Consider the following 26,289-nt stretch of genomic DNA (forward strand, 5'->3'; position numbering starts at 1 on the left):
GGCAGCACGCGGCGAAGGACTCAGTGTAAAGCAAACCCTTTTGAGAAAGGTCTGAAAATGCACCGACGCGGCCTCACAGTGGGCCGCAGCGCCAAGGCCCGGAGGTGCGGTCAGTCCTGATCGACCAGGATCACATGCACGCGGTACGGGCCATGCGCGCCAAGCACGATCGTCTGCTCGATATCGCCCGTGCGCGACGGACCGCTGATGATGTTCGTGGCACGCGGAAGCTGGCCATGTTCGGCGCGCATGCGCGTGAACGCTTCTTCCAGGTTGGCGACGATGCGCGACACCGGCACCACGGCAATATGGGTTTCCGGCAGCAACGCGGCCGATGCGAACGTATCGGGGCCGGACAGCAGCATCAGCGATCCGGTCTCGGCAATGGCCACGAAGCAACCGGTGATGCCGACCAGATCGCCGTGCTCGCGATCGGCCTGCGGCTCGCGCACCGGCGGGCGGCATTCCACTTCCAGGCCCTGGGCCGCCCACGGCAGCGCATCAAAGCCAGTCCACGCCACCGCGCGACGCACCAGCTTCAGCCCATCCACGTAGTGCAGCACCGCGGCCGGCACGTCCGCCAGCGTAGCCACGCGGTCCACCGTGGACGCCAACTTGCGCGCCTGCACGCTGAACGCTTCGACCAGATCCGCGCCCACCTCCGGCTGCGGCCCCTGCGGGTGGCGGGCCAGGTAGTCGGCCACGGCCTCGCGTTCGCCCTGCGTCACTGCCGCCCCCCTGCCCTGTGCGGCACGGATGCGGGCGAAGATGCGGTCACGGGCGGCGTTCGTTTCCATGGTGATTGACCTGAAGGGTTGCGGGGGCACGGCGATTATAAGAAACCCGCGCCGGTCGGGCGCGTGAATCGATTTAAGCGACGGGCTGAATTTCGAACACCTGCCGCAGGTAAGCAAGGTAGCCGGGGTCGTCGCACATGGTCTTCTCGGGCGTATCGGACAACTTGGCCACCGGCTGGCCGTTGCATCGAACCATCTTGACCACGATCTGCAGCGGTTTGTAGCCCAGGTCGTTCGTCAGGTTCGTACCTACGCCAAAGGCCAGCTTGCAGCGGCCATGAAAGCGCTCGTACAGCTCGATCACCTTGGGAATGTCCAGCGCGTCGCTGAAGATCAGCGTCTTGCTGCGCGGATCCACGCGATTGGCGGCGTAGTGCGCGATCATCCGTTCGCCCCATTCGAACGGGTCGCCCGAGTCGTGCCGCACGCCGTCGAACAGCTTGCAGAAATACAGGTCGAAGTCGCGCAGGAACGCGTCGAATCCATAAGTATCCGACAGCGCGATACCCAGGTCGCCACGATACTCGCGCGCCCAGTTCTCCAGCGCGTACACCTGCGAGTCGCGCAGGCGCGGCCCCAGCGCCTGGCAGGCCTGCAGGTATTCGTGCGCCATCGTGCCAAGCGGCGTCATGCTGTGCGCCCGCGCGAAGTGGACGTTGCTGGTGCCGGCCAGTTGGGGCCCAAGCACCGTGCGCATCGACAGCAGCACCTCTTCCTGCCAGTCGCGCGAGAACCGCCGGCGGGTGCCGTAGTCCGCGATCACGCAATCGGCGTAAGGCGACGATTTCAGCAGCTTCAGCTTGGCCTCCAGCCGCCGGCGCCCCTCGTCCAGATCAGCCTGCGGCTGCGTGCGGCGGAAATAGACCTCGTTGACGATGGCCAGCAGCGGAATCTCGAACAGGATCGTATGCAGCCACGGCCCACGGATCGTGATGTCGATCTCGCCGTTGCCCTGCGCCGACGGCTGCACCACCACGTACTTCTGGTTCAGATGGAACAGCGCGAGAAAGTCGACGAAATCGCTCTTGATGAAGCGCATGCTGCGCAGGTACTCGAGTTCGTCGTCCGAAAACCGCAGGTCGCACAGTTGCCGGATTTCATCGCGAATCTCGTCCACGTACGGCGTCAGGTCGACGCCGGCGTTGCGGCACTTGAACCGGTACTCCACTTGGGCCTGCGGAAAATGGTGCAGCACCACCTGCATCATCGTGAACTTGTACAGGTCGGTGTCGAGCAGGGAACGGATGATCATAGCGAAGCCAAGGCTGGGGGCGCGGCGAAGTCAGGCCATCATGCTAACCGAAAGTCACGCGCCCGATGTGCGCGCCGCCCATGCCATGGCCATGGCATGGCGCCTCACCCGCCATCGAGACTTCGCAGCGCCGGCGGCGCCTGGCGCAGTGGCCGCTGTGACTGCAGGCACCACAGCCGCTGGCCATGGTCGTCGTGGCAGGTCACCAGCGTGGCCTGGGTGCGCGGCACGGCCGCCGGCAGCGGATCGGCGAAATTGCCAGATGCCACCATGATGCGTTCCTGGTAGACGGCCTGTCCCGCGCGGTCGAAGCGCAGGACCTGGATCAGCGCGTCGGGCGGCGGCTGCAGGTCCTTGTCGCAGGGCAGGAAGCCCTCGCGGTTGCAGTTGGCCAGGGCCATGCCGGCGGGTGTGCGCACCACGCTGAAGCTGTCCCAGTCGAACGCGGTCAGCGCGGTCAGCGCCACCGGCTGGTCAGTCCGCGCGCGCCACGCCACCAGGCGCGACACCACGCTGTCGGCCATCTCGCCCGGGCGGGCCGGCGCTGGCTGGGCCATCGCGCCCCCCGCCAGCACTGCGCAAACCACGGCGCCCGCGAGACGCAACGCCCAGGCTGGCCGACATGAGAATGTCCCTTGCAAGATTGCCCCCGATCAGGATGGAAACAGGTCCGACTGCGGTTGGCGAAGCGGCTGCGACAGCACCCGGCACCCCCGAAAAGCCACGCATGACACAGGGGAATAGTAGTCCGTTGATCCGCTTCGCGGCCACGGATTGACCGGAAAAATGGCGCCGCAGGCCGCTTCTGGCCTGAAATGGCACCGGAAGTACATAAAGAAATAAGAAAACTATCTGACCAGGCTATATAGACTGGCTATCCTTGCGAGAAGGCTCAGCTACAATATCGGTCTTTGAAAGGCCTCGGCCCTCGCTCGCCCCAAGTTATACCGATTGACACGCGCGAAGTTTTACGCGCAGCGGGTAACTCGCAAGAGCGTCGGGCAAGAATCCGGCCTTGGACAATATCCCCATCGAAGACCGATCCGTTTTTCTGGAACCGAAATGACTCACGTTGTCACCGAAGCCTGCATCCGTTGCCGTTACACCGACTGCGTTGATGTGTGTCCGGTCGATTGTTTCCGCGAAGGCCCGAACTTCCTGGCCATCGATCCCGACGAATGCATCGACTGCGCCGTGTGCGTGGCCGAGTGCCCGGTGAACGCGATTTATGCCGAGGAAGATGTTCCCGGCGACCAGCAGCAGTTCATCGATCTGAACGCGGACCTGGCCCGCAACTGGCCGTCCATCACCAAGACCAAGGCCCCGCTGGCCGAGGCCGAGGAATGGAAGGACGCCACTGACAAGCTGCAATACCTGCAGCGCTAAGAAGAGTTTGACGCGCAGGCGGCAACAAGCCACGGCCAATCATGCCGGGGTCGCCTGGCCAGTGTCACAGAAAGCCGTCCCCACGCGCTTTCCCGTAATACCGGGCACCTGCCGTGCCCACAACGTATCAGGACGAATATGGACTTGAGCATTCCAAATCCCGTGGCCGACGCGACCCAGCACGCTGGCGGCAATACCGGCGGCCAGCCGCTTGAAATCGACGCGCTGATCGTTGGCGCGGGCCCCGTTGGCCTGTTCCAGGTGTTCGAACTCGGCCTGCTCGAAATCAAGGCCCACGTGATCGACTCGCTCAAGGTGGTGGGTGGTCAGTGCGTGGAGCTGTATCCGGACAAGCCGATCTATGACATTCCGGCCGTGCCCATCTGCACGGGCCAGGAACTGACCGACAACCTGCTCAAGCAGATCGAGCCGTTCTCGCCCACGTTCCACCTGGGCCAGGAAGTCAGCGTCGTGGAGCGCCGCGAAGACGGCCGCTTCTTCGTCGAGACGTCGCTCGGCACCCAGTTCATCACCAAGACCATCTTCATCGCCGCTGGCGTGGGTTCGTTCCAGCCGCGCACGGTCAAGGTGGAAGGCATCGACAAGTTCGAAGGCAAGCAGCTGTTCTACCGCGTAAAGGAACCGGCCCGCTTCCACGGCCGCAACCTGGTCATCGTCGGTGGTGGCGATTCGGCGCTGGACTGGGCGCTGGACCTGCACGGCAAGGCCGAGTCGATCGTGCTGATCCATCGCCGCGACGGCTTCCGCGCCGCACCGGCCTCAGTGGCCAAGATGCGCGACCTGTGCGAACAGATGGAAATGCAATTCATGGTCGGCCAGATTGGCGGCTATGAAGAGAAAGACGGCGTGCTCACCGAGATCAAGGTGACCGGCGGTGACGGCGTGACCCGCCGCATGCCGGTGGACGACCTGCTGGTGTTCTTCGGCCTGTCGCCGAAGCTGGGCCCGATCGCCGAATGGGGCCTGGACCTGGAGCGCAAGCAGATCAAGGTGGATACCGAGAAGTTCGAGACGAACATCCCGGGCATCTTCGCCGTGGGCGACATCAACACCTACCCCGGCAAGAAGAAGCTGATCCTGTCCGGCTTCCACGAAGCCGCGCTGGCAGCGTTTGGCGCCGCGCCGTACATCTTCCCGGACAAGAAGATCCACATGCAATACACGACGACTTCGCCGAAGCTGCACAAGGTGCTGGGCGTCGAATCGCCGGTGTTCGATTGATCCTTTCGAACCCAATGCAAAAAAGTCGCCCCCGGGCGATTTTTTTGTTTGCATTCCCAAAAAAGCTGGCTATAATGCGGCCTCGCTGTTGAACACGGCAACGCAGCAAAAGGCGGAAACGCCCACTGCAGGCCGGTTTCGAGGCGAACCAGAGTTTTAGCAACAACTTCTGACGAAAACAAAACGTTAAAAAGTTGTTGACGAAACGAAGAGAAGCTGGTTATAATTTCCTTCTCAGCTGTTCCCCGATAGCTCAGTTGGTAGAGCGCCGGACTGTTAATCCGTAGGTCCCTGGTTCGAGCCCAGGTCGGGGAGCCAAAAAATTCAAGGCGAAGGCCGATGCGAAAGCATCGGCCTTTTTCTTTTGGTGGCGCCGGAATACCGCACTCCCCTCCCGGCATTCACACTGCCGACAGCGTCTCGCTTCTCACCTGTTGCCTTCGCGCAAAACTCTCGATTGCAGGTACCCCAGCACATTTTCTGAGGTATCATCTTGGATTGCCCTGAATCGCTTGACTGCTGGCAGGTATACCTGTAAAAGCTTACCGGCGTATTACTTGCGCAATATTCACGGAAACTGGTAGTCGCCAAGTTTTTACCTAGCTAGGAAAATTTGGCCCGTCACCCCTGACACAGGCAGTACGGATTTCGGTCCACAGCAGGTTCTAGGGGGCGCACCGCGGCATTCGCCGTCGCGTGCGATACCACCGTCTCGGAAGGCTCCGGAGCCCCACGTGACATGTTTCCCTCCCTTGAACCCACCGCCCCTGGCGGTATCCCTGAAGGACTGAATTGACTAAGATCGTTCTGAAACCGGGCGAGCCCGTTGAAGTTGCAATGCGTCGTTTCCGTCGCGCCATTCTGCAGACTGGCCTGATCGTGGAACTGAAGAGCCGCACCGCCTACGAAAAGCCGACGACCGAGCGCAAGCGCAAGAAGAAGGCTGCCGAGGCTCGCCTGCGCAAGCGTCTGCGCATGCAAATGCTGCCGAAGAAGCTCTACTGATTCGCGCACTGCCCAAAAAGCCGCCAGCTATCTGGCGGTTTTTTTTCGTCCTGATTCTGGTGGACTCAGGTGCGCGTGGCGATCAACGCGCCAGCACCGATCAGCGTGATGCCCCCGGCCCGCTGCACATTGGCCTGGGCGCGCTGCGAGGTCAGGCGCGTAGCCAGCGAACGCGCCAGCAGCGCGTAGACCATGGCGTTGGCGGTAGCCAGCACCACGAACGTCGGGATCAGCACCACGGCCTGGGGCCAGAAGGCCAGCTTGGCGTCGATGAACTGCGGCACGAACGCCACAAAGAACACGATGCTTTTCGGGTTCAGCGCCGTGACCAGCCAGGCCTTGGCAAAACGCTGGCTACCGCTGCCCGACTGCGACGCCACATCGAGCGATCGGGCACGATTGGCCGTCCGCAGCGCCTGCACCCCCAGGTACACCAGGTAAGCCGCCCCAGCCCACTTCAGGCCCGTGAACAGCGTGGCAGAGGTCGCCAGGACCGCGCCCAGGCCAGCCATCGACAGCGTGAAGGCCGTCAGGTCTCCCGCCGCCACGCCGGCTACGGTGGCATAGGCACTGCGGCCGCGATGCGCCAGTGCATCGCCAATCACCAGCAGGATGGTCGGACCGGGAATGATCAGCAGGACCGCGCTGGTCAGCACGAACGTGATCCAGTGTTCGAAGGACATGTCGTCTCCTTGTCTTTGTCTTCGTCGTTCTCAAACGATCGAGGGTACGCCTGTCCACCCCACTCCGCCACCCCGCCGATACCCTGCAGCAATGGAATTGTCTTGCCTGCGATGCACCAACAATGCGTCACGCGATGGCCTGCATAATGGCGGGTATCGCTTGCAAGGACACTTACCTTGACTGCCATCCTCCAGATGCGCAATGTGCGCAAGCTCTACGGCGACCAGGTCGTCGTGGACAACCTCGATCTCGAAGTGGAACCCGGCCAGTGCTACGGCCTGCTGGGCCCCAACGGCGCCGGCAAGACCACCACGCTGCGCATGCTGCTGGGCCTGACCACGCCAGCCTCCGGCACGCTGATGCTGTGCGGCGAACCGATTCCGCAGCGGGCCCCGCAGGCGCGTATGCGCGTGGGCGTGGTGCCGCAGTTCGACAACCTCGACCCGGACTTCTCGGTCATCGAGAACCTGCGCATCTTCGGCCGTTACTTTGGCCTGTCGTCGGCGCAGATCGCCGAACGGGTGCCCAAGCTGCTGGAATTCGCCCGGCTCGAAAACAAGGCTAATGCCCAGGTGCGCGACCTGTCGGGCGGCATGCGCCGCCGGCTGACCGTGGCGCGTGCGCTGATCAACGATCCCGACCTGCTGGTGATGGACGAGCCCACCACGGGCCTGGACCCTCAGGCACGCCACCTGATCTGGGAGCGGCTCAAGTCGCTGCTGGCCGTGGGCAAGACCATCCTGCTGACCACGCACTTCATGGAAGAGGCGGAGCGGCTCTGCAACCGGCTCTGCGTGATCGACGCAGGCCGCAAGATTGCCGAGGGCAAGCCGCACGAGCTGATCGACCGCGAGATTGGCTGCGACGTGGTGGAAGTCTATGGCGACGAACTGGAGCCGCTGCGCGACACGCTGACGCCACTGGCCGACCGCTGCGAAACGCGCGGCGAGACGCTGTTCTTCTATGTGCGCGAACCCGATGCGCTGCTGGCCGCGTTGCACGGCAAGGGCGGCGTGCGCTATCTGCACCGGCCGGCCAACCTGGAGGACGTGTTCCTCAAGCTGACCGGCCGCGAGATGAGAGACTGAGACCGACATGAGCGAACAGGATCCACGCAATCCCGACGCCGCCGTGACGACAACACCGGCGGCGGACATTCCGCGCCAGCACTATCCCCAGCCGCTGCTGCCGCGCAACGCGCGCAACTGGATGATGGTCTGGTACCGCAACTACATGGTCTGGAAGAAGCTGGCCATACCGTCGATGATCGGCAACCTGGCCGATCCGATGATCTACCTGTTCGGCCTGGGCCTGGGGCTTGGCCTGCTGGTGGGCCAGGTGAATGGCGTGTCGTATATCGCCTTCCTGGCGGCCGGTACCACGGCGTCGAGCGTGATGATGTCGGCCAGCTTCGAGTCGATGTATTCGGCGTTCTCGCGCATGCACGTGCAGCGTACGTGGGAGGCGATCATGCACGCGCCGCTGACGCTGGGCGACGTGGTGCTGGGCGAGGTGCTGTGGGCCACCAGCAAGGCCGTGCTGTCCGGCTCGGCCATCATGCTCGTGGCCGGCCTGCTCGGCTATGCGCAGTTCCCCAGCGCGCTGGCCGCGCTGCCGGTGATCGTACTGGCCGGCATCGCGTTTGCAAGCCTGGCGATGATCGTCACCGCGCTGGCGCCCAGCTACGACTTCTTCATGTTCTACCAGACGCTGGTGATGACGCCGATGCTGTTGCTGTCAGGCGTGTTCTTCCCGCTCGAACAGTTGCCCGAAGGCGCGCGGCAAGCCACCCAGGTGCTGCCCCTGGCGCACGCCGTGGCGTTGATTCGTCCGTTGATGCTGGGGAGACCGGTGGAAAACGCCGCGCTGCACGTGATCGTGCTGGCGGCCTATGCGGCGGTGGCGCTGATGGTGGCGCTGGTGCTGCTGCGCAGGCGGATGCTGCGCTGAGGGAAAGGGTTCCTCCCCCGCCCAGGCGGGAGAAGAACGTCAGCCAACTGTTACTGGCCGAGGCCGCGCAGCAGATCGGCCTTCAGGTCTTCGACCGACTCCAGGCCCACGGCCAGGCGGATCAGACCCTCGGTGATACCGGCAGCGGCCTTCGCTTCCGGGGCCACGCGACCGTGCGTGGTCGTGTACGGATGCGTGATCGTGGTACGTGTGTCGCCAAGGTTGCCGGTGATCGAGCACAGCTTCGTGCTGTCGATCACGCGCCAGGCGTTGGCACGCATCTGCTCGGGCGTGTCGCCCTTCAGCTCGAACGACACGATCGCACCGCCACCGCTTTGCTGGCGGCTGGCCACCTCGTACTGCGGGTGCGACTTCAGCGCCGGATGGAACACGCGATTCACGGCCGGATGCGACTCCAGGAACTGGGCCAGCGTCAGCGCGCTCTGCGAATGGCGCTCCATGCGGATGGCCAGCGTCTCCATGCCCTTGAGCATCACCCATGCGTTGAAGGCCGACAGCGTCGGACCCGCGGTGCGCACGAACGGAAACACCTTGCCCATGATGTAGTCGCGCTTGCCCAGCACGGCGCCACCGAGCACACGTCCCTGTCCGTCGATATGCTTGGTGGCCGAATGCACCACCACATCGGCGCCGAACTTGATCGGCTGCTGCAGGGCGGGCGAGCAGAAGCAGTTGTCGACCACGAACAGCGCGCCCGCGTTGTGCGCGATGTCGCCAATCGCCGCGATGTCCGAGACTTCGGTCAGCGGGTTCGATGGCGTTTCCAGGAAGAACAGCTTCGTATTGGGCTTCACGGCCGCACGCCAGGCCGCCAGGTCGGTGCTGTCGACGTAGGTCGTCTCCACGCCGAACTTGGCCAGGATCGTGTTGAACAGCGTCATCGTCGATCCGAAGATCGAACGCGAGCTGACCAGGTGATCGCCAGCCTGCAGCGACGCCAGCGCCACCGACAGAATGGCGCTCATGCCCGACGCCGTGGCCATGCAGGCCTCGGCGCCTTCCAGCGCGGCCAGGCGCGACTGGAACATCGACACGGTCGGATTGGTGAAGCGCGAATACGTGTAGCCCTCTTCCGAGTTCGCAAAGCGCTCGGCGGCTTCGGCGGCGTTGTCGAAGCAGAAGCTCGAGGTCAGGTACATCGCCTCCGAGTGCTCCATGAACTCGCTGCTACGCAGCGTGCCGGCGCGCACGCCAAGGGTGTCAATGCCGTAGGACTCGGGTTGGAACGGATCGCTCATGCTCGTAGTCGTTATTCGTTGCCGCTCGAACGCTGCAGGTGCAACTGCGAACGCTCGGTTTCCGCGCCGTTGCCGGCATCACGGTCGTCTTCCTGGCCGCGCGATGCTTCCAGGCGATCCAGGTAGGCGTCGTCGATGTCGCCGGTGATGTACTTGCCATCAAAGCACGACGCGTCGAAATCGCGCAGGTTCGGGTTGATGTCGCGCACGGCCTGCTTCATCGCTTCCACGTCCTGGTAGACGAGCTGGTCGGCGCCGATCATGCGCGCCACTTCCTCGTCCGTACGGCCGTGGGCCACCAGTTCGCTGCGCGTGGGCATGTCGATGCCGTACACGTTCGGGAATTTCACGGGCGGCGCGGCCGACGCGAAAATCACCTTCTTGGCGCCGGCGTCACGGGCCATCTGCACGATCTCGAACGACGTGGTGCCGCGCACGATCGAGTCGTCGACGATCAGCACGTTCTTGCCCTTGAACTCCACGCCCATGGCGTTGAGCTTCTGGCGCACCGACTTCTTGCGCACCGCCTGGCCCGGCATGATGAACGTGCGGCCAACGTAGCGGTTCTTGAAGAAGCCTTCGCGATACGGCACGCCCAGCGCATTGGCCACCTGCATGGCGGCCGGACGGCTCGAATCGGGAATCGGCATGACCACGTCGATCTCGCCAGCCGGCACTTCGCGGCGGATCTTCTCGGCCAGGTAGTCGCCCATGCGCAGTCGTGCGTCATAGACGGGCACGCCGTCGATGCACGAGTCCGGACGGGCCAGGTACACGTATTCGAAGATGCAAGGCGTCAGTTGCGGATTGTCGGCGCACTGCTTGCTGTGGAGCTGGCCGTCGAGGTCGACGAAGATCGCTTCGCCGGGTGCCACGTCGCGGTCCATCGTGTAGCCCATGCCTTCCAGTGCCACCGATTCCGACGCAATCAGGTATTCCTTGCCGGTCGGCGTGTCGACGCTGCCGATGCACAGCGGGCGGATGCCGAACGGATCGCGCACTGCCAGCAGGCCATAGCCCGAAATCTGCGCGGTGATGGCGTAGGCGCCCTTCACGCGGCGGTGCATGCCGGCCACGGCCTTGAAAATCGTTTCCGGCGTCAGCGCGTTGCCGCCACTGGCGCGTTGCAGTTCGTCGGCCAGCACGTTCAGCAGCACTTCGGAGTCCGAACGCGTGTTGATGTGGCGACGGTCGCGGCGGAACATCTCTTCGCGCAGCTGATCCGAGTTGGTCAGGTTGCCGTTGTGAGCCAGCATGATGCCGTACGGCGCGTTCACGTAGAACGGCTGGGCCTCTTCCTCGCTCGACGAGCCGGCGGTCGGGTAACGCACCTGGCCGATGCCGGACGTGCCCGGCAGGCCGCGCATGTTGCGCGTGCGGAAGACATCGCGCACCAGGCCGTTGGCCTTGTGCATGTGGAAGGTGCTGCCGTTGGCCGTGGCGATGCCGGCTGCATCCTGTCCGCGGTGTTGCAACAGCAGCAGGCTGTCATAGATCAGTTGGTTGACAGGGCTGGTGGAAACCACGCCGACGATACCGCACATGCCGAACTCCCAGGAAAGGCAAAATAATTCAGGGGCGCCGTTCCGTCATGTACGCGACGGAACCTGCGTTGATACTGCGCCGCGAGCGTCCAACCTTCAAGCGCTCGCGTCTCGATTCATGTCTTTACGTACTTGGCCAGGTCGGGCGGCAACCATTGCCGCAGCTCGTCCATCGCCTGCATCACATACGGGCGCGACACCGCGTCCCGCCAGAATGGCTCGTCCGGCAGCTTCGTGAGCCCCGCTACCACCACGACCAGCATCACGATCAGCACACCCCGCGCCAGCCCGAAAACCAGGCCCAGGCCGCGATCCGCCGGCTTCAGGCCCGTGGTTTCCAGCAACTGGCCCAGGATGGCTCCCGCCAGCGCCGACACGATCCACGTGCCGAAAAACACGGCCAGGAAACCGAGCGCGCTGCGGGTGAGTTCGCCACCGGGCAGTGCTTCCGGCATCCACTTCGCGGCCATGCCGCCAAAGTGATAGGCCAGTACGAACGCCACGACCCAGCCCACCAACGCCAGTACCTCGCGCACCAGGCCACGCAACACGCCAATCAGCGCCGACGCCACCAGGATGAAGGCCACGCCATAGTCAAAGAAAGTAAAAGCCATGCGTGCTACGCCGCTTCCTGTCAGATGGGGGCAAATCGCCGCCCTGCAATCGGAACGTTATCGTCCGGGACGTTACTGCTCCACGATCTTCGAGGTCAGGCCGATCGAGCGCACTTTCTTGTCGGCGGCGTCGACGGCATCGCGGCCGACGAACGGACCCGCGCGCAGCAGGATCCGGTCGCCATCGGCCATGGTCTTCTTTTCCACGTAGGCCGGCACCTTGCTCTCCTTGAGCTTGGCCAGCCAGTTACGGGCGCGCTCCTCCGAGGAGAATGCGCCGATCAGAATCAGGTATTTGGAGTTTGCCGCGGACTTGTCCGCCGGCTTGTCGGCCGGCTTGTCTGCGGGCTTGGCGTCCACGGGCTTGGCCTCGGCCACTTTCGTGTCGGGCTTGGCGTCGGCCTTCGGCTTGTCCGTTGCGGGCGTGTTGACGATCTCCTCGCCGGCGTCCAGCGCGGCGTCGTTGCGGCCGGCATTGGCCGCTGGCGGCAGGGCCTGGGCCTTGCGCGCCTCGACCTTGGGCTTCTGTGCGCCCTGGCCGTTGGCCACGCTCACTGCGACGTCGTCGGATACAGGACGCGGCTTGTGCTCGAACACGATCGGCAGCACGATGACCGCGGCGGCCAGCAGCACGACGGCGCCGATCAGGCGGCGGCGGGCGCGCTGCTTCTGGGGAAAGTCGGGATCGAGGCTGTCATCGCCCAGCCGGTCGGCGTACTCGTCCGCGGACCGGCGGGATGCGCCGGCGCCTGTTTCTGTGCGCGTGCGGCGACCGCGTTCGGGTGCCGGATCAGTGCCCTTGCGGGACGAGAACAGCGAAAGCAGGCCCATAAATGCCCAAAGTGTGGAGTTCGGTGTGATGTCGTTCCGGCCCGGGAGTTCAGCCGGCTTTTCAGTTGGCCTGCGTGGCGCGATATGCCATCACGCCTGCCACGGTATAGAACGATCCGAAGACCAGGATTCTATCATTCTCGGTTGCTCTCTCGATGGCATCGCGATACGCCAGTTCCGGACTCGAGAAGCACGCGGCCGTATTGTCCGGCCCTTCCCGGAAGCCCGTCGTATCGAGCGCCTCGCGCAACTGCGCGGCCGTGGCGGCGCGCTCCGTGGGCAGGTCGCTCAGGCACCAGTGGTCGACCTTGTCGGCCACGTGCTGCAGCACCCCGGCAATATCCTTGTCCGCCATCGCGCCGAACACCGCATAGGTGTAGCGGAAAAACCCCATGTTCTCGAGGTTCTGGCCCAGCGTGGCCGCCGCGTGCGGATTATGCGCCACATCCAGGATCACAGCCGGGCGTCCCGGCATGACCTGGAACCGGCCCGGCAGTTCGACGAACGCCAGCCCGTTGCGCACTTCCTGGGCGCTGACCGGCAGCCGTGGCCGCATGGCCTGCAGTGCTGCCAGGGCCGCCGAGGCGTTCAGCAACTGGTTGGCGCCACGTAGTGCCGGGTAGCCCAGGCCGTTGAGTTTGCGGTCGCGGCCCGTCCAGTCCCATTGCTGGCGTTCCTGGCCCCCTGCGGCCTGATGCCGGAAATCGCGGCCCACGAGCCACAGGTCGGCGCCGATGGCCTCGGCATGGTCGATCACCGATTGCGGCGGCACGGGGTCGCCACAGATCGCCGGAACGTTGGGGCGGAAAATGCCGGCCTTCTCGAAGCCGATCTTCTCGCGCGTATCGCCCAGGTACTGGGTGTGGTCGATGTCGACGCTGGTGATGACCGCGCAGTCCGTATCGATCACGTTCACCGCGTCGAGCCGGCCGCCCAGGCCCACTTCCAGCACGATCGCATCCAGTCCGGCGGCTGCGAACATGTGGATGATCGCCAGCGTCGTGAATTCGAAGTACGTCAGGCTGACCGGGTCGGCAAAGCTGGTCCGGGCGCGCTCCACGGCCTCGAAGTGCGGTAGTAGCTGCGCATCGGTGGCCTGCTCGCCGTTCAGGCGCGCACGCTCGTTGAACGTGATCAGGTGCGGCGACGTATGCAGGCCCACCTTGTAGCCGGCTTCCAGCAGGATGCGTTCGAGCATCGCGCAGGTCGACCCCTTGCCGTTGGTGCCGCCCACCGTGAAGACCACGGCGTCGATGCGCAGACCCAGCGCTTCCTTGACGCGCGTAATGCGCGTCAAACCCATGTCGATGCCCACGGGATGGGCGGTTTCCAGATGTTGAAGCCAGTCGGGGAGGTTATGGAAGATGGGCATGCTTTTCTACGACACGACTAAAAAGAAAATGGCGCGGGTGGTTGCACCCGCGCCATTGTCCTGCAAATCACGCTACCGCGTCAGGCCACCGCGTCGGCCGGCTGCTTCTGCAGCAGTGCCAGCACCTGGGCCAGTTCCGCGCGCAGGCGGCGACGATCGACGATCATGTCGATGGCGCCCTTCTGCAGCAGGAATTCGGCGCGCTGGAAGCCTTCCGGCAGCTTCTCGCGCACGGTCTGCTCGATCACGCGCGGGCCGGCAAAGCCGATCAGCGCCTTGGGCTCGGCAATCACCACGTCGCCCAGGAAGGCGAACGATGCCGACACGCCACCCATGGTCGGGTCGGTCAGCACGCTGATGAACGGCAGCTTGGCGTTGGACAGCTGGTTCAGCATGGCCGTGGTCTTGGCCATCTGCATCAGCGACAACAGGCTTTCCTGCATGCGCGCGCCGCCCGTGGCGGTCACGCAGATGAACGGCACCTTCTGCTCCAGCGCGGCTTGCGCGCCACGCGCGAAGCGCTCGCCCACCACCGAGCCCATCGAACCGCCCATGAACTCGAATTCGAAGCAGGCCACGACCACGGGGATGGTGTGGATCGCGCCACCCACCACCACCATCGCGTCGGTCTCGCCCGTGTCTTCCATGGCGGCCTTGATGCGATCCGGGTACTTTTTCGTGTCCTTGAACTTCAGCGCGTCCACCGGCACGATTTCCTGGCCGATTTCATAGCGGCCTTCGGCGTCCAGCAGCTTGTCCAGCCGCTCGCGCGAGCGGATGCGCATGTGGTGGTCGCACTTCGGGCAGACGTGCAGATTGGCTTCCACGTCGGTGCGGTACAGGGTGGACTCGCACGACGGGCACTTGACCCACAGCCCTTCCGGAATGCCCTTGCGGGTGGAGGGGTCGGTCTGTTGAATCTTGGGAGGCAGGAGTTTATCCAACCAGCTCATGAAAGCTCCTTTCGGATAGCTGCGGCCCGCGCGTCGACGCCCCTTTCTGAGAGGTCGGACACAGGGACGGCAGGGATCAGGTGCGCGAATTTACCACGCCCGGCACGTCTCGCCTAAGCAAAACGCGCCAATTGTGATGCTTGAGACTCAAACAAGCACAATCGGCGCGTTTTTTATCGGCAAGTCGTCACGCGAGCGTCACGCAGAATGCGGCCGGTCAGGCGTCCAGCGCCTGGCGGATATCGGCGATGAATGCTTGCAGCGCCTCGGTGGCCTGTTCGCGCGGGGTGTCTTCCAGCAGTTGCACAAGGCGGCTGCCGATCACCACGGCGTCCGACACACTGCCGATGGCACGTGCCGTCTGCGCGTCGCGGATGCCGAAGCCCACGCCCACGGGCAGGTTGGCGTGCTGCTTGATCAGCGGCAGGCGGGCAGCCACGCTGTCCAGGTCAATCGTGGCCGAGCCGGTCACGCCCTTGAGCGACACGTAGTAGAGGTAACCGCTGGCCACCTTCGCCACAGCGGCGATGCGGTCGTCGGTCGACGTCGGCGCCAGCAGGAAGATCGGATCCATCTGGTTGGCGCGCATCAGCGCCGCAAACGTTTCGCACTCCTCGGGCGGATAGTCCACCACGAGCACGCCGTCCACGCCAGCGGCCGCCGCGGCCTTGGCAAAGGTTTCGTCGCCCATGCGTTCGATCGGATTCGCATAGCCCATCAGCACCACGGGCGTGGTGTCATTGGTCTTGCGGAATTCAGTCACCCACTGCAGCACCTGCGTGAGCGTCACGCCTTGCGCCAGGGCACGCTCGGAAGCGCGCTGGATGACCGGGCCGTCGGCCATCGGGTCGGAGAACGGCACGCCAAGCTCGATCACATCGGCACCACCTGCCACCAGTGCATGCATCAGCGGCACGGTCAGCGCGGGCGCCGGATCGCCGGCGGTAATGAACGGGATCAGGCCCTTCTTCTGCTGCGCGGCCAGTGCCGCGAAAGTCTTCTGGATACGGGACATGTCGTTGGCCATCAGGATCAGATAAGGCGCTGCACCGGCGATGCCTCTTCATTGGCATCGTCGTTGGCAGCCGCCGGAGCGTCTTCGGGAACATCGGGCTGGATCGGCGCGTACACCGGCTGGGCGGCCGTCACGCGCTCGCGCACCAGCGCGGCGTATTGCGGATTCATCTCGAACCCGACAAAGCGCCGGCCGTGGCGCACGCAGGCCACCGCCGTGGTGCCGCTGCCCGTGAACGGGTCCAGCACCACGCCGCCCGGCGGGCAGCTCGACAGCACCATGCGCTCGACGATCTCCAGCGGCTTCTGCGTGGGATGGTCGGCGCGCTCGGGGTCCTGGCGATGGATGCGCGGAACGCTCCACAGGTCCTTGGGGTTGTAGCCCACTTCCAGCCACTTCTTGCCCTCGAAACGCGGACGGCTGCGCGCCTTCTTGGTCTCGGCGTCATACGGAATGCGCACCGGGTCCAGGTCGAAGTAGTAGTCGCGCTGGCGGGCAAAGAAGCCGATGTTGTCGTGCACGGACGAGAACTTGCGCGTGGTGCCGCCCATGCTCGGCACGCGGCGGTCCCAGATGATCTCGTTGATCATCGTCAGCCGCTTCTTGAGCATCACGAACAGCTCGGGCGAGTATTGCCACGTGCAGAACAGGTACAGCGTGCCCTTGGGCGCCAGCTTCGGGATGATCGCGTCCATCCAGCGTTCGGACCATTCCAGGTAGGCGTCGCCGGACAGCAGGTCCGAATCGTTGCCGTAGTCCTTGCCCAGGCCATAGGGCGGGTCGGCGACGATCAGGTCCACCGATCCGTCGGCAATCCGATTGATGCCTTCGAGCGCGTCTTCCTGGAAGAGGCGGACGGCTTCGGTGTCGAGGATGTCGAACGGCGCCGCGGCGCCGCCCTCTTCCACCTTCGACGATGCGGTTTCAGGAGGCAGCACGCGCATCAGAGCTTCAACCCCGCACGTTCGGCCACAGTGTGCATGTCCTTGTCGCCACGGCCGGACAGATTCACCAGCAGCAGCTTGTCGCGCGACAGCGTCGGGGCCAGCTTGCATGCATAGGCGATGGCGTGGCTCGACTCCAGCGCCGGGATGATGCCTTCGATACGGCAGCAATCGTGGAACGCCTTCAGTGCCTCGTCATCGGTGATCGACACGTACTGGGCGCGTCCGATGTCCTTGAGCCATGCATGCTCCGGGCCCACGCCCGGGTAGTCCAGGCCGGCCGATACCGAATGGGTCTCGATGATCTGGCCGTGCTCGTCCTGCAGCAGGTAGGTGCGGTTGCCGTGCAGCACGCCCGGCGAGCCGCCCGTCAGCGACGCCGCGTGACGGCCCGTTTCCAGGCCATCGCCGGCGGCTTCCACGCCGATCAGTTGCACGTCCTTGTGCTCGATATACGGATAGAAGATGCCCATCGCGTTCGATCCACCGCCGATGCAGGCGATCACAGCGTCCGGCTGGCGGCCGGTCAGCTCGGGCATCTGCACCTTCGATTCCTCGCCGATCACGCACTGGAAGTCGCGCACCATCATCGGATACGGATGCGGGCCAGCGACAGTGCCGATGATGTAGAACGTGGATTCGACGTTGGTCACCCAGTCGCGCATGGCTTCATTGAGCGCGTCCTTGAGCGTCTTCGAGCCGCTTTCCACCGGCACCACCGTGGCACCCAGCAGCTTCATGCGGTAGACGTTGGCGGCCTGGCGCTTGATGTCCTCGGCGCCCATGTAGACCACGCATTCCATGCCGAAGCGCGCCGCGATGGTGGCCGTGGCCACGCCGTGCTGGCCGGCGCCGGTCTCGGCGATCACGCGCTTCTTGCCCATGCGCCGGGCCAGCAGCGCCTGGCCGATCACGTTGTTGATCTTGTGCGCGCCGGTGTGGTTCAGGTCTTCGCGCTTCAGGTAGATCTGCGCGCCGCCCAGCACCTCGCTCCAGCGCTGTGCGTGGTAGATCGGCGACGGACGGCCGACGAAGTGTTTCAGCTCGCGCTGGAATTCGGCGTTGAAGTCCGCATCGTGCTGGTAGTGCGCGTAGGCATCGCGCAGTTCGTCCAGCGCGTGAACCAGCGTTTCGGAGACGAAGCTACCGCCATAGGGGCCGAAATGGCCTCGGGAATCGGGCAAGTCGTACATGTCCAGGCTCTCAGGTGGCGTTGGCCGCGCGCGGCACGGCAACAACGCATCAAATTCGGGATCGGGTTGCCGGGGGCCGGCACGGCTCGGGCGGGTCAGGCGGACGACGGGCGCCGGCTCAGTTGCCGGCCTGCCCCGCATCCGCCATCCGCACGGCGCGCACGAACGCGGCAATGCGGGCGTGGTCCTTCACACCCTTGGACGCCTCCACGCCGCTGCTGACATCGACGGCATAGGGGCGCACGCGCTCAATCGCACCAGCGACGTTTTGCGCGTTCAACCCACCACTCAAAACGATGCGAGGTGCGTCGCTGGTGGACAGGCTGGTTGGATTGGGCGGAAGCCATTGAGCGGGAATCAGGGTCCAGTCGAAGACGTGGCCGCCACCGCCGTAGCCTTCCACGAAGGCGTCGAGCAACAGGCCGGCGGCGTCACGGTATTGATCGTCGAATTCTACCAAATCAAGCCCCTGCCGCACACGGGCAGCGCGCATAAACGGCAGCCGGCAACGCCGGGCGATCTCCGTGCATTGCTGGGGCGTCTCATCGCCGTGGAACTGAAGCAACGTCAACGGCACACGCTCGGCCACGTGGGCCACTTCCTCGGCGTCGGCGTTGACGAACAGCCCGGTCACGGTCACGAACGGCGGCACCTGCTCGGCCAGCGCGGCCGCGCGCGCCACATCGACATGACGGGGGCTTGGCCCGTAGAACACCAGGCCGATGGCGTCGGCGCCGGCATCCACGGCCGCGCGCACGTCTTCCTCGCGCGTCAGGCCGCAGATCTTGATGCGTGTACGCGGAGACACAAGGCTGGTATCAGGCGCCATGTTCGGGGCCATCGGCAAACACTCCGTGGAAGAAACTGGCGGACGCGTCCGCGCGGGGAAGCTGGTACGGCTCAGGATACTTCACGTCGACCAGGTACAGGCCGTCGGGCATGAATGTGGGCGCAGCCTTCTGGCGGTTGCGGCCTTCCAGCACTTCGGCCATCCATTGCGCCGGATAACGGCCACGTCCCACGGCCACCAGGCATCCCATCAGGTTGCGCACCATGTGGTGCAGGAAGGCACTGGCGCGAAACCGCAGGAAGACCCAGTTGCCGTCTTCGCGGATCGTCACGTCGTACATGGTCTTGACCGGCGACTTGGCCTGGCACTCGGCGGCGCGGAACGCGGAAAAATCATGCTCGCCCAGCAGGCATGCCGATGCCTCGCGCATCGCTTCGACATCGAGTCGTTTCCCAGGCGGCAGCATCTGGTAGCCGGCACGGCAGTGGAGCATCGGCACACGATGCGGCCCGGTGTAAAGCGCGTAGTAGTACATGCGCTCGTAGGCCAGAAAGCGTGCGTGGAAATTCTGGTCGACCGGCTCGGCCCACTGCAGCGCGATGGACGGCGGCAGGAACGCGTTGACGCCGCGCACCCACGAGAACTTGTCGCGGTCGAGTTCGGTATCGAGATGGATCACCTGGCCCAGCGCATGCACGCCGGTGTCGGTCCGCCCCGCCACCGTGGTCAGCAGGCGTGTCCCGGCAAAGCGCTCGATGGCGTCTTCCAGGTAGTCCTGTACGGTATTGCGGTGAGGCTGCGACTGCCAGCCGGAGAAGGCCGAGCCGTCGTAGTGAAGTCCGATGGCGATGCGATTCATGAGTGTGGCGATGCCCAAAAACAAAATGCGCCGGAAGGGACGCTTCCGGCGCATCGCTTCGGGCTACCGCACGCCGTGTCACCGGCGTGCCGCAAACCCCGCATCATACCGGCCTTTGGGTCGAAACCCGCGGGCCATGCCGCTTCAGGCCACCTCGCGCAGCAGCGTGCGGGCCTCGGTCTGCAGCGGGTCGTCCGACTGCTCCACCACTTCCTGCAGCAGTTCGCGGGCACCTTCCTTGTCACCGATCTCGATGTAGGCGCGTGCCAGGTCGATCTTGATCTGCATGTCGCGGCTGCCGTCCATGCCGGTGGCCGACAGCGTGCTGGCGGAGACACCGTGCGTGGAATCGCCCAGGCCTTCCGACGTCACGCGGGTCAGGTCGATCGGCTCGACCAGGCGGCCGTTCTGCAGCATCGTCGGCGCGGGCAGCGGCACGGTCGATTCCGTCAGCGACGGTGCATCGAACGTGGCCACCGGTGCCGGCTCGGCCACGGCGCCTGCCTCCGGCTTCGCGGCGTTCAGGTCCAGCGACAGGCTGGACATGTCGAACTCCAGCGGACGCGAGCGCGTCGGGGTGTCGAGCGCCGGCACTTCGGCCAGGTGACGATCGGACGCATCCGACGGCAGATCCAGGCCGTCATCGTGACGCGCGTCCAGAACGTCGTCGAGACGTGCCACCGGCACTGCCAGGTCGTCGTTACCGAATACCAGCGAGGCCAACTCCGGTGCCACGATGGGCTCCCCCGGCGCTGGCGCCGGGAAGGCGTCCAGCGGCAGGGCCAGGTCCGGCATGGCCGATACCGGGGCTGCCTGCTGCGTCGAATGAGCGGGATCCTGCGTCCGCCATTGGTCAGCAACCGGCGTGGTCGTATCGGCTTCCGCCACGACTTCCGGCGCCACCGACAGGTACAGCGCATTGCTCGGGTCCAGCTTGCGACCCATTTCCGCGACCTGTTGCCAGTCCGCGCCTTGTCCGCCTACCTGGGCGAACATTTCTTCTGCGATCACTCGGAAACCTTCCACATCCTGACGAGTGTTGTAAATCTCCAGCAGCTTCAGGCGAATGGCCTGACGCTCCGGATTCTGTTGCAACGCTTCGCGCAGGATTTCCTCGGCCTGCACGTCGCGTCCGTACGCGATGTACACCTCAGCCTCGGCAATGGGGTCTACTTCCGTTGCCTCGTGCGAGTTGTTGCCGATGCGGAAGTCGGCGCCGAACACGCTGTGCTGCGACGTGTCGACGCTTTGGCCACCAGCGGTGCCGAACAGGGAATGTCCGCCCGCCATGACCGTGCTTTCCTGAGACAGGATGCTGTCACCGAAACCGGTGCTTTCGCTCGCCTTCTGCTTCTGGCGGCGGCGATAGTACGCATATCCGCCAAGCAACGCAACCAGCACACCCGCGCCGGGCAGCAGCATCGGGTTGCCAAGCAGCTCGTCGATGAACGACGGCTGGGGCACCGGCTGGATGACAGGCGGCTTTTTCTTGGCGACGGCCGGGGCCGAAGCAGCGGCTTGCGGAGCCGATGCGGCGGCGGCAGACGTTGCAGCAGCGGGCTCGGAAGCCGGGGCTGCAGCCGTGGCGGCCGGTGCCGGTTCCGGCGTGGCCGTGCTCGGCGCCTCGGCCTTGGCCGGCTCGGCCGGGACCACGGTCGGGGCAGGCGCCGCGGCGGCGTCCGCCGGCTTGCCAGCCGCCGGAGCCGGAGCCGCTGCCGCAGCAGCGGTGGCTGCAGCGGCAGCCGGTGCGGCGGCCTTGGCCGCCTGGCTGCTCTGGTTAAGCTTTGCGATCTCCGCGTTCTTCAGCTCCATCAGGCGCTGCATGTCGGAGATGTTCTTCTCGAGATCGGATACGCGCGACTCGGCGTCCTTCAGCTTGCGCTGGCTGGCCACCTCGGCTTCCGCCTTGGCTTGCGCGCCCTTGTCGGCCTTCGAGAGCTTCAGTTCGTCGCGCGGACCGGCGTTCGGCACGGTCGTGTCCTGCACGCGCGCCGTCACGTTGCCCGATTGCTCGCGGCCCGTGCCCGCATCCACCGACTTCGCGGCGGCGGCAGCGGCCAGGCGACTGCGATAGCTGTCGAAGCCTTGCGTATGGGCCACGACTTCGCGGCGCGCATCACGCGGGCTGACCGATTGCGCCTGCTGGGCGCTCGGCACCTTCAGCACGGCACCCGACTTGATCCGGTTGATATTGCCGCCGATGAAGGCATTGGGATTGTTGCGATACAGCGCCAGCAGCATCTGCTCCAGCGACACCGAATCCGCGCCCTGGGCAGCATCGCCGGCGATGGAATACAGGGTATCGCCACGCTGCACGGTGTAGGCGCCATTGGCGGCCACGCCATCGGTAACCGGGGCCGGCGCGGCGGCACGGCGCGGCTGACGAGGGGCTGGAGCCGGCGTCGGTGCGATGCCAGGTGCGGCGGCAACCGGGGCCGGCGCGGGTGCCGTGGCCGGCGACGCGTCGGGCGTGGCGGCCTGCACGATGGTGGTGGGCGAGAATGCCTGGTTCGACGGCTTGGCGCCAGCCGGATCCAGCAGGAACGTATAGGCTCGCGTGACCTTGCCGCTGGACCAGCTCATGTCGACCAGGATGTCGACGAACGGTTCGCTGAGCGGCTGGTTGGAACGCACGGTAGCCACGTAGCTGCCGTTCGCACGCTTCTGCACCTCGAGCCTGACGCTGGAAATGGCCGACAGATAGGTCAGCCCTGCACGTGAATAGGCGGCGGGCGGCGCCAGCTTGACAGCCAGGCTGTCAGCTTCTTCAGGCGTCACCCCAGTGATATCGATTTCAGCCTGGAGCGGCTGCCCCAGGTTGGATTGAACCCTCAATTGCCCGAACCCCGCGGCGTACGCGGCAGGCTGCGCAAGCAGCAGACCGAGTGCCGTAAAGGCCAGCGTTGACCAGCGCTGACGGACATTAGGCGCATCTTTCCGGCGATGTAGGCTCACACTCACCTCGTGCTCCATTTATGGTTTTAGTAGCAAAAGTTAACCCGAATCCCAACAAATGGCTGGCTGGCGGGCTCGAAACCGGTCTGGCTTGCCGCCAGTCCTGGTACTCGCCCAATGTCGCTGCCGTCCACTCAAATGCACGGCGGCGATGACCCCGTGGCCAAGCGCATGCCGGCGTATTGTGACGCAAGCCCGTGAAAAAAAGCGCTCCACATGCGACAACGCCGCGCTGATGCGCGGCGTTGCTCGGAAAGCGGCCTATTCTGTTGCCTCCCCGCAACGAAAGCAGCGAGGCAAACCGGGGCTCAAGCCTCGATCAGAATGCGCAGCATACGCCGCAGCGGTTCGGCGGCGCCCCACAGCAGCTGGTCGCCCACCGTGAAGGCCGACAGGTACTCACCGCCCATCTGCATCTTGCGCAGACGGCCAACCGGAATGGTCAGCGTGCCCGTCACGGCGGCCGGCGTCAGGTCCTTCATGCTGGCCTCACGCGTATTCGGCACTACCTTGGCCCACTCGTTGTTGGCAGCCAGCATGCCCTCGATCTCGTCGAGCGGCACGTCGCGGCGCAGCTTGATAGTGAGCGCTTGCGAATGGCAGCGCATGGCGCCGATCCGCACGCACAGGCCGTCCACTGCGATCGGGCTGGCGCCGGTGGCACCCACGAAGCCTTCGCCCCGGCCCAGGATCTTGTTGGTCTCGGCGCCGCCCTTCCATTCTTCCTTGGAAACGCCGTTGCCCAGGTCCTTGTCGATCCACGGAATCAGGTTGCCGGCCAGCGGCACGCCAAACTGCTTGGTTTCGTCAGCCGACAGGCCGTGCTGCGTGGCCAGGATCTGGCGGTCGATCTCCAAGATGGCCGAAGCGGGATTGTCCAGCAACGGCTTGACCGCGGCGTTCAGCGTGCCGAACTGCGTCAGCAGCTCGCGCATATGCTGTGCACCGCCGCCCGACGCGGCCTGGTAGGTCATCGAGGTCATCCACTCGATCAGGTCGTGCTGGAACAGGCCACCCAGGCCCATCATCATGCAGCTGACCGTGCAGTTACCGCCGATGAAGTTCTTCACGCCCTTGGACAGCGCGTCCTTGATCACGCCGAGGTTCACCGGGTCGAGGACGATGATGGCGTCGTCCTTCATGCGCAGCGACGAAGCCGCGTCGATCCAGTAGCCATTCCAGCCCGCAGCACGCAGGCGCGGGAACACATCGTTCGTGTAATCGCCGCCCTGGGCGGTGAGCACCACGTCGCACTTCTTCAGCGCGTCGATGTCGTTCGCATCTTTCAGCGTGGTTTCGTTCTTGGCCATGGCCGGGGCCTTGCCGCCAGCGTTGGACGTGCTGAAGAAAACGGGCTCGATATGGTCGAAATCACGCTCTTCCTGCATGCGCTGCATCAGGACGCTGCCGACCATTCCTCGCCAACCGACGAGACCTACAATCATGACTTACCTCGATGTGATGTGAACTTCCCCGCCATTTTCCTCGCCCGGCGTGGCTGCGCGGGGAAGACGGGCAGGCACGACGAACGATCTAGGGGATCGTTTTGGTAATGGTTTTAATCGTCGTTGCGGTCAGGCCGCGCGCACCCATGCCAATCGCGCCGCCGGTAGCGGTGCGAGTCGTGCAAGCAGTCAGGAGGGACTGGTGGATACGGGCCATGACGGGAGAGTCTACACGAATTTGCGGCAACGCCGCAGGCGGAATTACGGCGTTTTGTAGCTCGCCACCACCTTGACTCCCCTCTCCCGCACGCGGGAGAGGGGTTTGGGGGTGAGGGAAATGGGCATCAAATTGCGTTTTCGCATCTTGAAGCGCCCGGCCCTCACCCCCGGCCCCTCTCCCGCGTTGCGGGAGAGGGAGCAAACCGGCAGCGATGGCGGATTACAGCGCGGCCAGCACGGCTTCGCCCATTTCCTTCGTGCCAACCTGCTTGCAGCCCGGCGTCAGGATGTCGCCGGTGCGGTAGCCCTGGGCCAGCACCTTCTTGACGGCGGTCTCGATGCGGTCGGCCTGCTCGGCGCGGTTCAGCGAGTAGCGCAGCATCATCGCCGCCGACAGGATGGTGGCCAGCGGATTGGCCACGCCCTTGCCGGCGATGTCCGGTGCCGAGCCGTGCGACGGTTCGTACAGGCCCTTGTTGTTGGCATCCAGCGAAGCCGACGGCAGCATGCCGATCGAGCCCGTCAGCATGGCGGCCTCGTCCGACAGGATGTCGCCGAACATGTTGCCGGTGACGATCACGTCGAAGCTCTTCGGCGCCTTCACCAGTTGCATCGCGGCGTTGTCCACGTACATGTGCGACAGCTCGACGTCCGGATATTCCTTGCTGACATCGATCACGATGTCCTTCCAGAACTGGAACGTCTCCAGCACATTGGCCTTGTCCACGCTGCACAGCTTCTTGCCGCGCTTGGCCGCGGCCTGGAACGCCACGTGGGCGATGCGGCGGATTTCCGGCTCGCTGTAGCGCATCGTGTCGAAGCCTTCGCGGGCGCCCTTGAACAGGCCGTCCGGCGCCTCGCGCACGCCGCGCGGCTGGCCGAAGTAGATGTCGCCGTTCAGTTCGCGCACGATCAGGATGTCCAGGCCGGCCACCAGTTCGGGCTTCAGGCTCGACGCACCGGTCAGTTCCGGATAGCAGATCGCCGGACGGAAGTTGGCGAACAGCTGCAGGTGCTTGCGCAGGCCCAGGATGGCCTGCTCGGGGCGCAGCGGGCGCTCCAGGCTGTCGTACTTCCAGTCACCCACGGCGCCGAACAGGATGGCGTCGGCTTCCTTGGCCAGCTTCAGCGTGTTCTCCGGCAGCGGGTGGCCTTCGGCTTCGTAGCCGGCGCCGCCCACGGGCGCGGTTTCCATCTCGAACTTTTCGTCGAGCGCGTTGAGCACCTTGACGGCCTCGGCAATGATCTCGGGGCCGATGCCGTCGCCCGGCAGGACTGCAATCTTCATGTTTCTTCCTGGTAGGTTGTTATCCGGTCCGCTTCAGCCAACCACGCGGTTGCCAAGCCACGGCATCTTCGTCAGGCGCTCGGCCTCGTAAGCCTTGATCTTGTCGTTGTGGCGCAGCGTCAGGCCGATATCGTCGAAACCGTTCAGCATGCAGTACTTGCGGAACGGGGCGATGTCGAACGAATAGCTGTCGCCGCCCGGCGTGACCACCACCTGGCGATCGAGGTCGATCGTCAGCTGGTAGCCCGGGAACGCGTTGGTCTCGTTGAACAGGTGGTCCACCTGCAGTTCGCTGAGCGCCACCGGCAGCAGGCCGTTCTTGTAGCAGTTGTTGAAGAAGATGTCGGCGAAGCTCGGCGCGATCACGGCGCGGAAGCCGTATTGCGTCAGCGCCCACGGTGCGTGCTCGCGCGAGCTGCCGCAGCCGAAGTTGTTGCGCGCCAGCAGGATCGATGCGCCCTGGTAGCGCGACTGGTTCAGCACGAAGTCCGGGTTCAGCGGACGGCGGCTGTTGTCCTGGCCCGGCTGGCCTACGTCCTTGTAGCGCCACTCGTCGAACAGGTTCGGACCAAAGCCCGTGCGCTTGATCGACTTCAGGAACTGCTTCGGGATGATCGCGTCGGTATCGACGTTCTCGCGATCGAGCGGCGCCACAAGGCCGCTGTGTACTGTGAACTTGTCCATGATGTGTC

The 26,289-nt window shown here is 64.8% G+C and carries 24 protein-coding genes and 1 tRNA gene; 6 read left to right on the top strand and 19 right to left on the bottom strand.

What is annotated here, in order from left to right:
* Positions 1–110 precede the first annotated feature (110 nt).
* From MFF62_RS18065 to MFF62_RS18075, 3 genes are all read right to left on the bottom strand, one after another.
* On the bottom strand, positions 111–797 hold the full coding sequence (locus tag MFF62_RS18065; RefSeq protein WP_238264502.1) for a LutC/YkgG family protein: 687 nt from the start codon (positions 795–797) through the stop codon (positions 111–113).
* A gap of 73 nt (positions 798–870) precedes the next feature.
* Positions 871–2,049 carry a nicotinate phosphoribosyltransferase gene (pncB, locus tag MFF62_RS18070; protein ID WP_238264503.1) on the bottom strand — a complete coding sequence of 393 codons (1,179 nt, stop codon included), beginning with the start codon at positions 2,047–2,049 and terminating at the stop codon, positions 871–873.
* A gap of 104 nt (positions 2,050–2,153) precedes the next feature.
* Entirely contained in the window at positions 2,154–2,606 is a 453-nt protein-coding gene (locus MFF62_RS18075; RefSeq protein ID WP_238264504.1) for a hypothetical protein, read from the bottom strand.
* 505 nt (positions 2,607–3,111) lie between these two features.
* On the opposite strand from MFF62_RS18075, the gene fdxA reads away from it, so the two are divergent.
* The 4 genes from fdxA (at position 3,112) to rpsU (ending at position 5,682) form a co-directional block, all read left to right on the top strand.
* Positions 3,112–3,435 (top strand): ferredoxin FdxA, encoded by a 324-nt coding sequence (fdxA, locus tag MFF62_RS18080; protein ID WP_238264505.1) that lies wholly within the window; start codon positions 3,112–3,114, stop codon positions 3,433–3,435.
* A 138-nt stretch (positions 3,436–3,573) separates the two neighbouring features.
* Complete coding sequence (locus MFF62_RS18085) at positions 3,574–4,677, top strand: NAD(P)/FAD-dependent oxidoreductase (RefSeq protein WP_238264506.1); 1,104 nt, start codon at positions 3,574–3,576, stop codon at positions 4,675–4,677.
* A 242-nt stretch (positions 4,678–4,919) separates the two neighbouring features.
* A tRNA-Asn gene (locus tag MFF62_RS18090) sits at positions 4,920–4,995 on the top strand.
* Positions 4,996–5,469: 474 nt separating this feature from the next.
* A complete protein-coding gene (rpsU, locus tag MFF62_RS18095) occupies positions 5,470–5,682 on the top strand; it encodes a 30S ribosomal protein S21 (protein WP_008648415.1) in 213 nt (70 codons plus the stop codon).
* Positions 5,683–5,747: 65 nt separating this feature from the next.
* Here the strand turns inward: rpsU and MFF62_RS18100 are convergent, their stop codons facing one another.
* A complete protein-coding gene (locus MFF62_RS18100) occupies positions 5,748–6,365 on the bottom strand; it encodes a LysE family translocator (protein ID WP_238264507.1) in 618 nt (205 codons plus the stop codon).
* A 195-nt stretch (positions 6,366–6,560) separates the two neighbouring features.
* On the opposite strand from MFF62_RS18100, the gene nodI reads away from it, so the two are divergent.
* Together nodI and MFF62_RS18110 are read left to right on the top strand one after the other, a co-directional pair.
* Complete coding sequence (gene nodI / locus MFF62_RS18105) at positions 6,561–7,454, top strand: nodulation factor ABC transporter ATP-binding protein NodI (protein ID WP_238264752.1); 894 nt, start codon at positions 6,561–6,563, stop codon at positions 7,452–7,454.
* A 7-nt stretch (positions 7,455–7,461) separates the two neighbouring features.
* A complete protein-coding gene (locus MFF62_RS18110) occupies positions 7,462–8,316 on the top strand; it encodes an ABC transporter permease (RefSeq protein WP_238264508.1) in 855 nt (284 codons plus the stop codon).
* Between the two features lie 50 nt (positions 8,317–8,366).
* On the opposite strand, the gene MFF62_RS18115 is transcribed toward MFF62_RS18110, so the two are convergent.
* From MFF62_RS18115 to leuD, 15 genes are all read right to left on the bottom strand, one after another.
* Positions 8,367–9,575 carry an O-succinylhomoserine sulfhydrylase gene (locus MFF62_RS18115; RefSeq protein WP_238264509.1) on the bottom strand — a complete coding sequence of 403 codons (1,209 nt, stop codon included), beginning with the start codon at positions 9,573–9,575 and terminating at the stop codon, positions 8,367–8,369.
* 11 nt (positions 9,576–9,586) lie between these two features.
* Positions 9,587–11,119 (bottom strand): amidophosphoribosyltransferase, encoded by a 1,533-nt coding sequence (gene purF / locus MFF62_RS18120; RefSeq protein ID WP_238264510.1) that lies wholly within the window; start codon positions 11,117–11,119, stop codon positions 9,587–9,589.
* A gap of 116 nt (positions 11,120–11,235) precedes the next feature.
* Positions 11,236–11,733 (bottom strand): CvpA family protein, encoded by a 498-nt coding sequence (locus MFF62_RS18125; RefSeq protein WP_238264511.1) that lies wholly within the window; start codon positions 11,731–11,733, stop codon positions 11,236–11,238.
* Positions 11,734–11,805: 72 nt separating this feature from the next.
* Complete coding sequence (locus tag MFF62_RS18130; RefSeq protein WP_238264512.1) at positions 11,806–12,564, bottom strand: SPOR domain-containing protein; 759 nt, start codon at positions 12,562–12,564, stop codon at positions 11,806–11,808.
* A 61-nt stretch (positions 12,565–12,625) separates the two neighbouring features.
* Positions 12,626–13,936, bottom strand: coding sequence for a bifunctional tetrahydrofolate synthase/dihydrofolate synthase (gene folC, locus MFF62_RS18135; protein WP_238264513.1), 1,311 nt, complete (start codon positions 13,934–13,936; stop codon positions 12,626–12,628).
* A gap of 80 nt (positions 13,937–14,016) precedes the next feature.
* Positions 14,017–14,889: an acetyl-CoA carboxylase, carboxyltransferase subunit beta gene (accD, locus tag MFF62_RS18140; RefSeq protein WP_238264514.1), complete on the bottom strand. Its 873-nt coding sequence runs from the start codon at positions 14,887–14,889 to the stop codon at positions 14,017–14,019.
* A gap of 217 nt (positions 14,890–15,106) precedes the next feature.
* A complete protein-coding gene (gene trpA, locus MFF62_RS18145; RefSeq protein WP_238264515.1) occupies positions 15,107–15,904 on the bottom strand; it encodes a tryptophan synthase subunit alpha in 798 nt (265 codons plus the stop codon).
* Between the two features lie 17 nt (positions 15,905–15,921).
* A complete protein-coding gene (locus MFF62_RS18150) occupies positions 15,922–16,848 on the bottom strand; it encodes a DNA-methyltransferase (RefSeq protein WP_238264516.1) in 927 nt (308 codons plus the stop codon).
* On the bottom strand, positions 16,848–18,041 hold the full coding sequence (gene trpB / locus MFF62_RS18155) for a tryptophan synthase subunit beta (protein WP_238264517.1): 1,194 nt from the start codon (positions 18,039–18,041) through the stop codon (positions 16,848–16,850). Before trpB ends, MFF62_RS18150 begins: the two co-directional genes overlap by 1 nt.
* A 118-nt stretch (positions 18,042–18,159) precedes the next feature.
* Positions 18,160–18,882 (bottom strand): phosphoribosylanthranilate isomerase, encoded by a 723-nt coding sequence (locus tag MFF62_RS18160; protein WP_238264518.1) that lies wholly within the window; start codon positions 18,880–18,882, stop codon positions 18,160–18,162.
* Positions 18,860–19,690 (bottom strand): tRNA pseudouridine(38-40) synthase TruA, encoded by an 831-nt coding sequence (truA, locus tag MFF62_RS18165; protein WP_238264519.1) that lies wholly within the window; start codon positions 19,688–19,690, stop codon positions 18,860–18,862. Before truA ends, MFF62_RS18160 begins: the two co-directional genes overlap by 23 nt.
* A gap of 144 nt (positions 19,691–19,834) precedes the next feature.
* Positions 19,835–22,651 (bottom strand): motility hub landmark protein FimV, encoded by a 2,817-nt coding sequence (locus MFF62_RS18170; RefSeq protein ID WP_238264520.1) that lies wholly within the window; start codon positions 22,649–22,651, stop codon positions 19,835–19,837.
* Between the two features lie 302 nt (positions 22,652–22,953).
* Positions 22,954–24,090: an aspartate-semialdehyde dehydrogenase gene (asd, locus tag MFF62_RS18175; RefSeq protein WP_238264521.1), complete on the bottom strand. Its 1,137-nt coding sequence runs from the start codon at positions 24,088–24,090 to the stop codon at positions 22,954–22,956.
* A 439-nt stretch (positions 24,091–24,529) separates the two neighbouring features.
* A complete protein-coding gene (gene leuB / locus MFF62_RS18180) occupies positions 24,530–25,597 on the bottom strand; it encodes a 3-isopropylmalate dehydrogenase (RefSeq protein WP_238264522.1) in 1,068 nt (355 codons plus the stop codon).
* Between the two features lie 33 nt (positions 25,598–25,630).
* Positions 25,631–26,281, bottom strand: coding sequence for a 3-isopropylmalate dehydratase small subunit (leuD, locus tag MFF62_RS18185; RefSeq protein ID WP_238264523.1), 651 nt, complete (start codon positions 26,279–26,281; stop codon positions 25,631–25,633).
* Positions 26,282–26,289 lie beyond the last annotated feature (8 nt).

Source organism: Cupriavidus pauculus, assembly GCF_022179805.1.
Taxonomy (GTDB): Bacteria; Pseudomonadota; Gammaproteobacteria; order Burkholderiales; family Burkholderiaceae; genus Cupriavidus; species Cupriavidus pauculus_E.

What these genes read in the sequence shown, in the direction of transcription:
- MFF62_RS18065 (WP_238264502.1), bottom strand. Translation starts at nt 797, where the DNA reads ATGGAAACGAACGCCGCCCGTGACCGCATCTTCGCCCGCATCCGTGCC.
- pncB (WP_238264503.1), bottom strand. Translation starts at nt 2,049, where the DNA reads ATGATCATCCGTTCCCTGCTCGACACCGACCTGTACAAGTTCACGATG.
- MFF62_RS18075 (WP_238264504.1), bottom strand. Translation starts at nt 2,606, where the DNA reads ATGGCCCAGCCAGCGCCGGCCCGCCCGGGCGAGATGGCCGACAGCGTG.
- fdxA (WP_238264505.1), top strand. Translation starts at nt 3,112, where the DNA reads ATGACTCACGTTGTCACCGAAGCCTGCATCCGTTGCCGTTACACCGAC.
- MFF62_RS18085 (WP_238264506.1), top strand. Translation starts at nt 3,574, where the DNA reads ATGGACTTGAGCATTCCAAATCCCGTGGCCGACGCGACCCAGCACGCT.
- MFF62_RS18100 (WP_238264507.1), bottom strand. Translation starts at nt 6,365, where the DNA reads ATGTCCTTCGAACACTGGATCACGTTCGTGCTGACCAGCGCGGTCCTG.
- nodI (WP_238264752.1), top strand. Translation starts at nt 6,561, where the DNA reads ATGCGCAATGTGCGCAAGCTCTACGGCGACCAGGTCGTCGTGGACAAC.
- MFF62_RS18110 (WP_238264508.1), top strand. Translation starts at nt 7,462, where the DNA reads ATGAGCGAACAGGATCCACGCAATCCCGACGCCGCCGTGACGACAACA.
- MFF62_RS18115 (WP_238264509.1), bottom strand. Translation starts at nt 9,575, where the DNA reads ATGAGCGATCCGTTCCAACCCGAGTCCTACGGCATTGACACCCTTGGC.
- purF (WP_238264510.1), bottom strand. Translation starts at nt 11,119, where the DNA reads ATGTGCGGTATCGTCGGCGTGGTTTCCACCAGCCCTGTCAACCAACTG.
- MFF62_RS18125 (WP_238264511.1), bottom strand. Translation starts at nt 11,733, where the DNA reads ATGGCTTTTACTTTCTTTGACTATGGCGTGGCCTTCATCCTGGTGGCG.
- MFF62_RS18130 (WP_238264512.1), bottom strand. Translation starts at nt 12,564, where the DNA reads ATGGGCCTGCTTTCGCTGTTCTCGTCCCGCAAGGGCACTGATCCGGCA.
- folC (WP_238264513.1), bottom strand. Translation starts at nt 13,936, where the DNA reads ATGCCCATCTTCCATAACCTCCCCGACTGGCTTCAACATCTGGAAACC.
- accD (WP_238264514.1), bottom strand. Translation starts at nt 14,889, where the DNA reads ATGAGCTGGTTGGATAAACTCCTGCCTCCCAAGATTCAACAGACCGAC.
- trpA (WP_238264515.1), bottom strand. Translation starts at nt 15,904, where the DNA reads ATGTCCCGTATCCAGAAGACTTTCGCGGCACTGGCCGCGCAGCAGAAG.
- MFF62_RS18150 (WP_238264516.1), bottom strand. Translation starts at nt 16,848, where the DNA reads ATGCGCGTGCTGCCTCCTGAAACCGCATCGTCGAAGGTGGAAGAGGGC.
- trpB (WP_238264517.1), bottom strand. Translation starts at nt 18,041, where the DNA reads ATGTACGACTTGCCCGATTCCCGAGGCCATTTCGGCCCCTATGGCGGT.
- MFF62_RS18160 (WP_238264518.1), bottom strand. Translation starts at nt 18,882, where the DNA reads ATGGCCCCGAACATGGCGCCTGATACCAGCCTTGTGTCTCCGCGTACA.
- truA (WP_238264519.1), bottom strand. Translation starts at nt 19,690, where the DNA reads ATGAATCGCATCGCCATCGGACTTCACTACGACGGCTCGGCCTTCTCC.
- asd (WP_238264521.1), bottom strand. Translation starts at nt 24,090, where the DNA reads ATGATTGTAGGTCTCGTCGGTTGGCGAGGAATGGTCGGCAGCGTCCTG.
- leuB (WP_238264522.1), bottom strand. Translation starts at nt 25,597, where the DNA reads ATGAAGATTGCAGTCCTGCCGGGCGACGGCATCGGCCCCGAGATCATT.
- leuD (WP_238264523.1), bottom strand. Translation starts at nt 26,281, where the DNA reads ATGGACAAGTTCACAGTACACAGCGGCCTTGTGGCGCCGCTCGATCGC.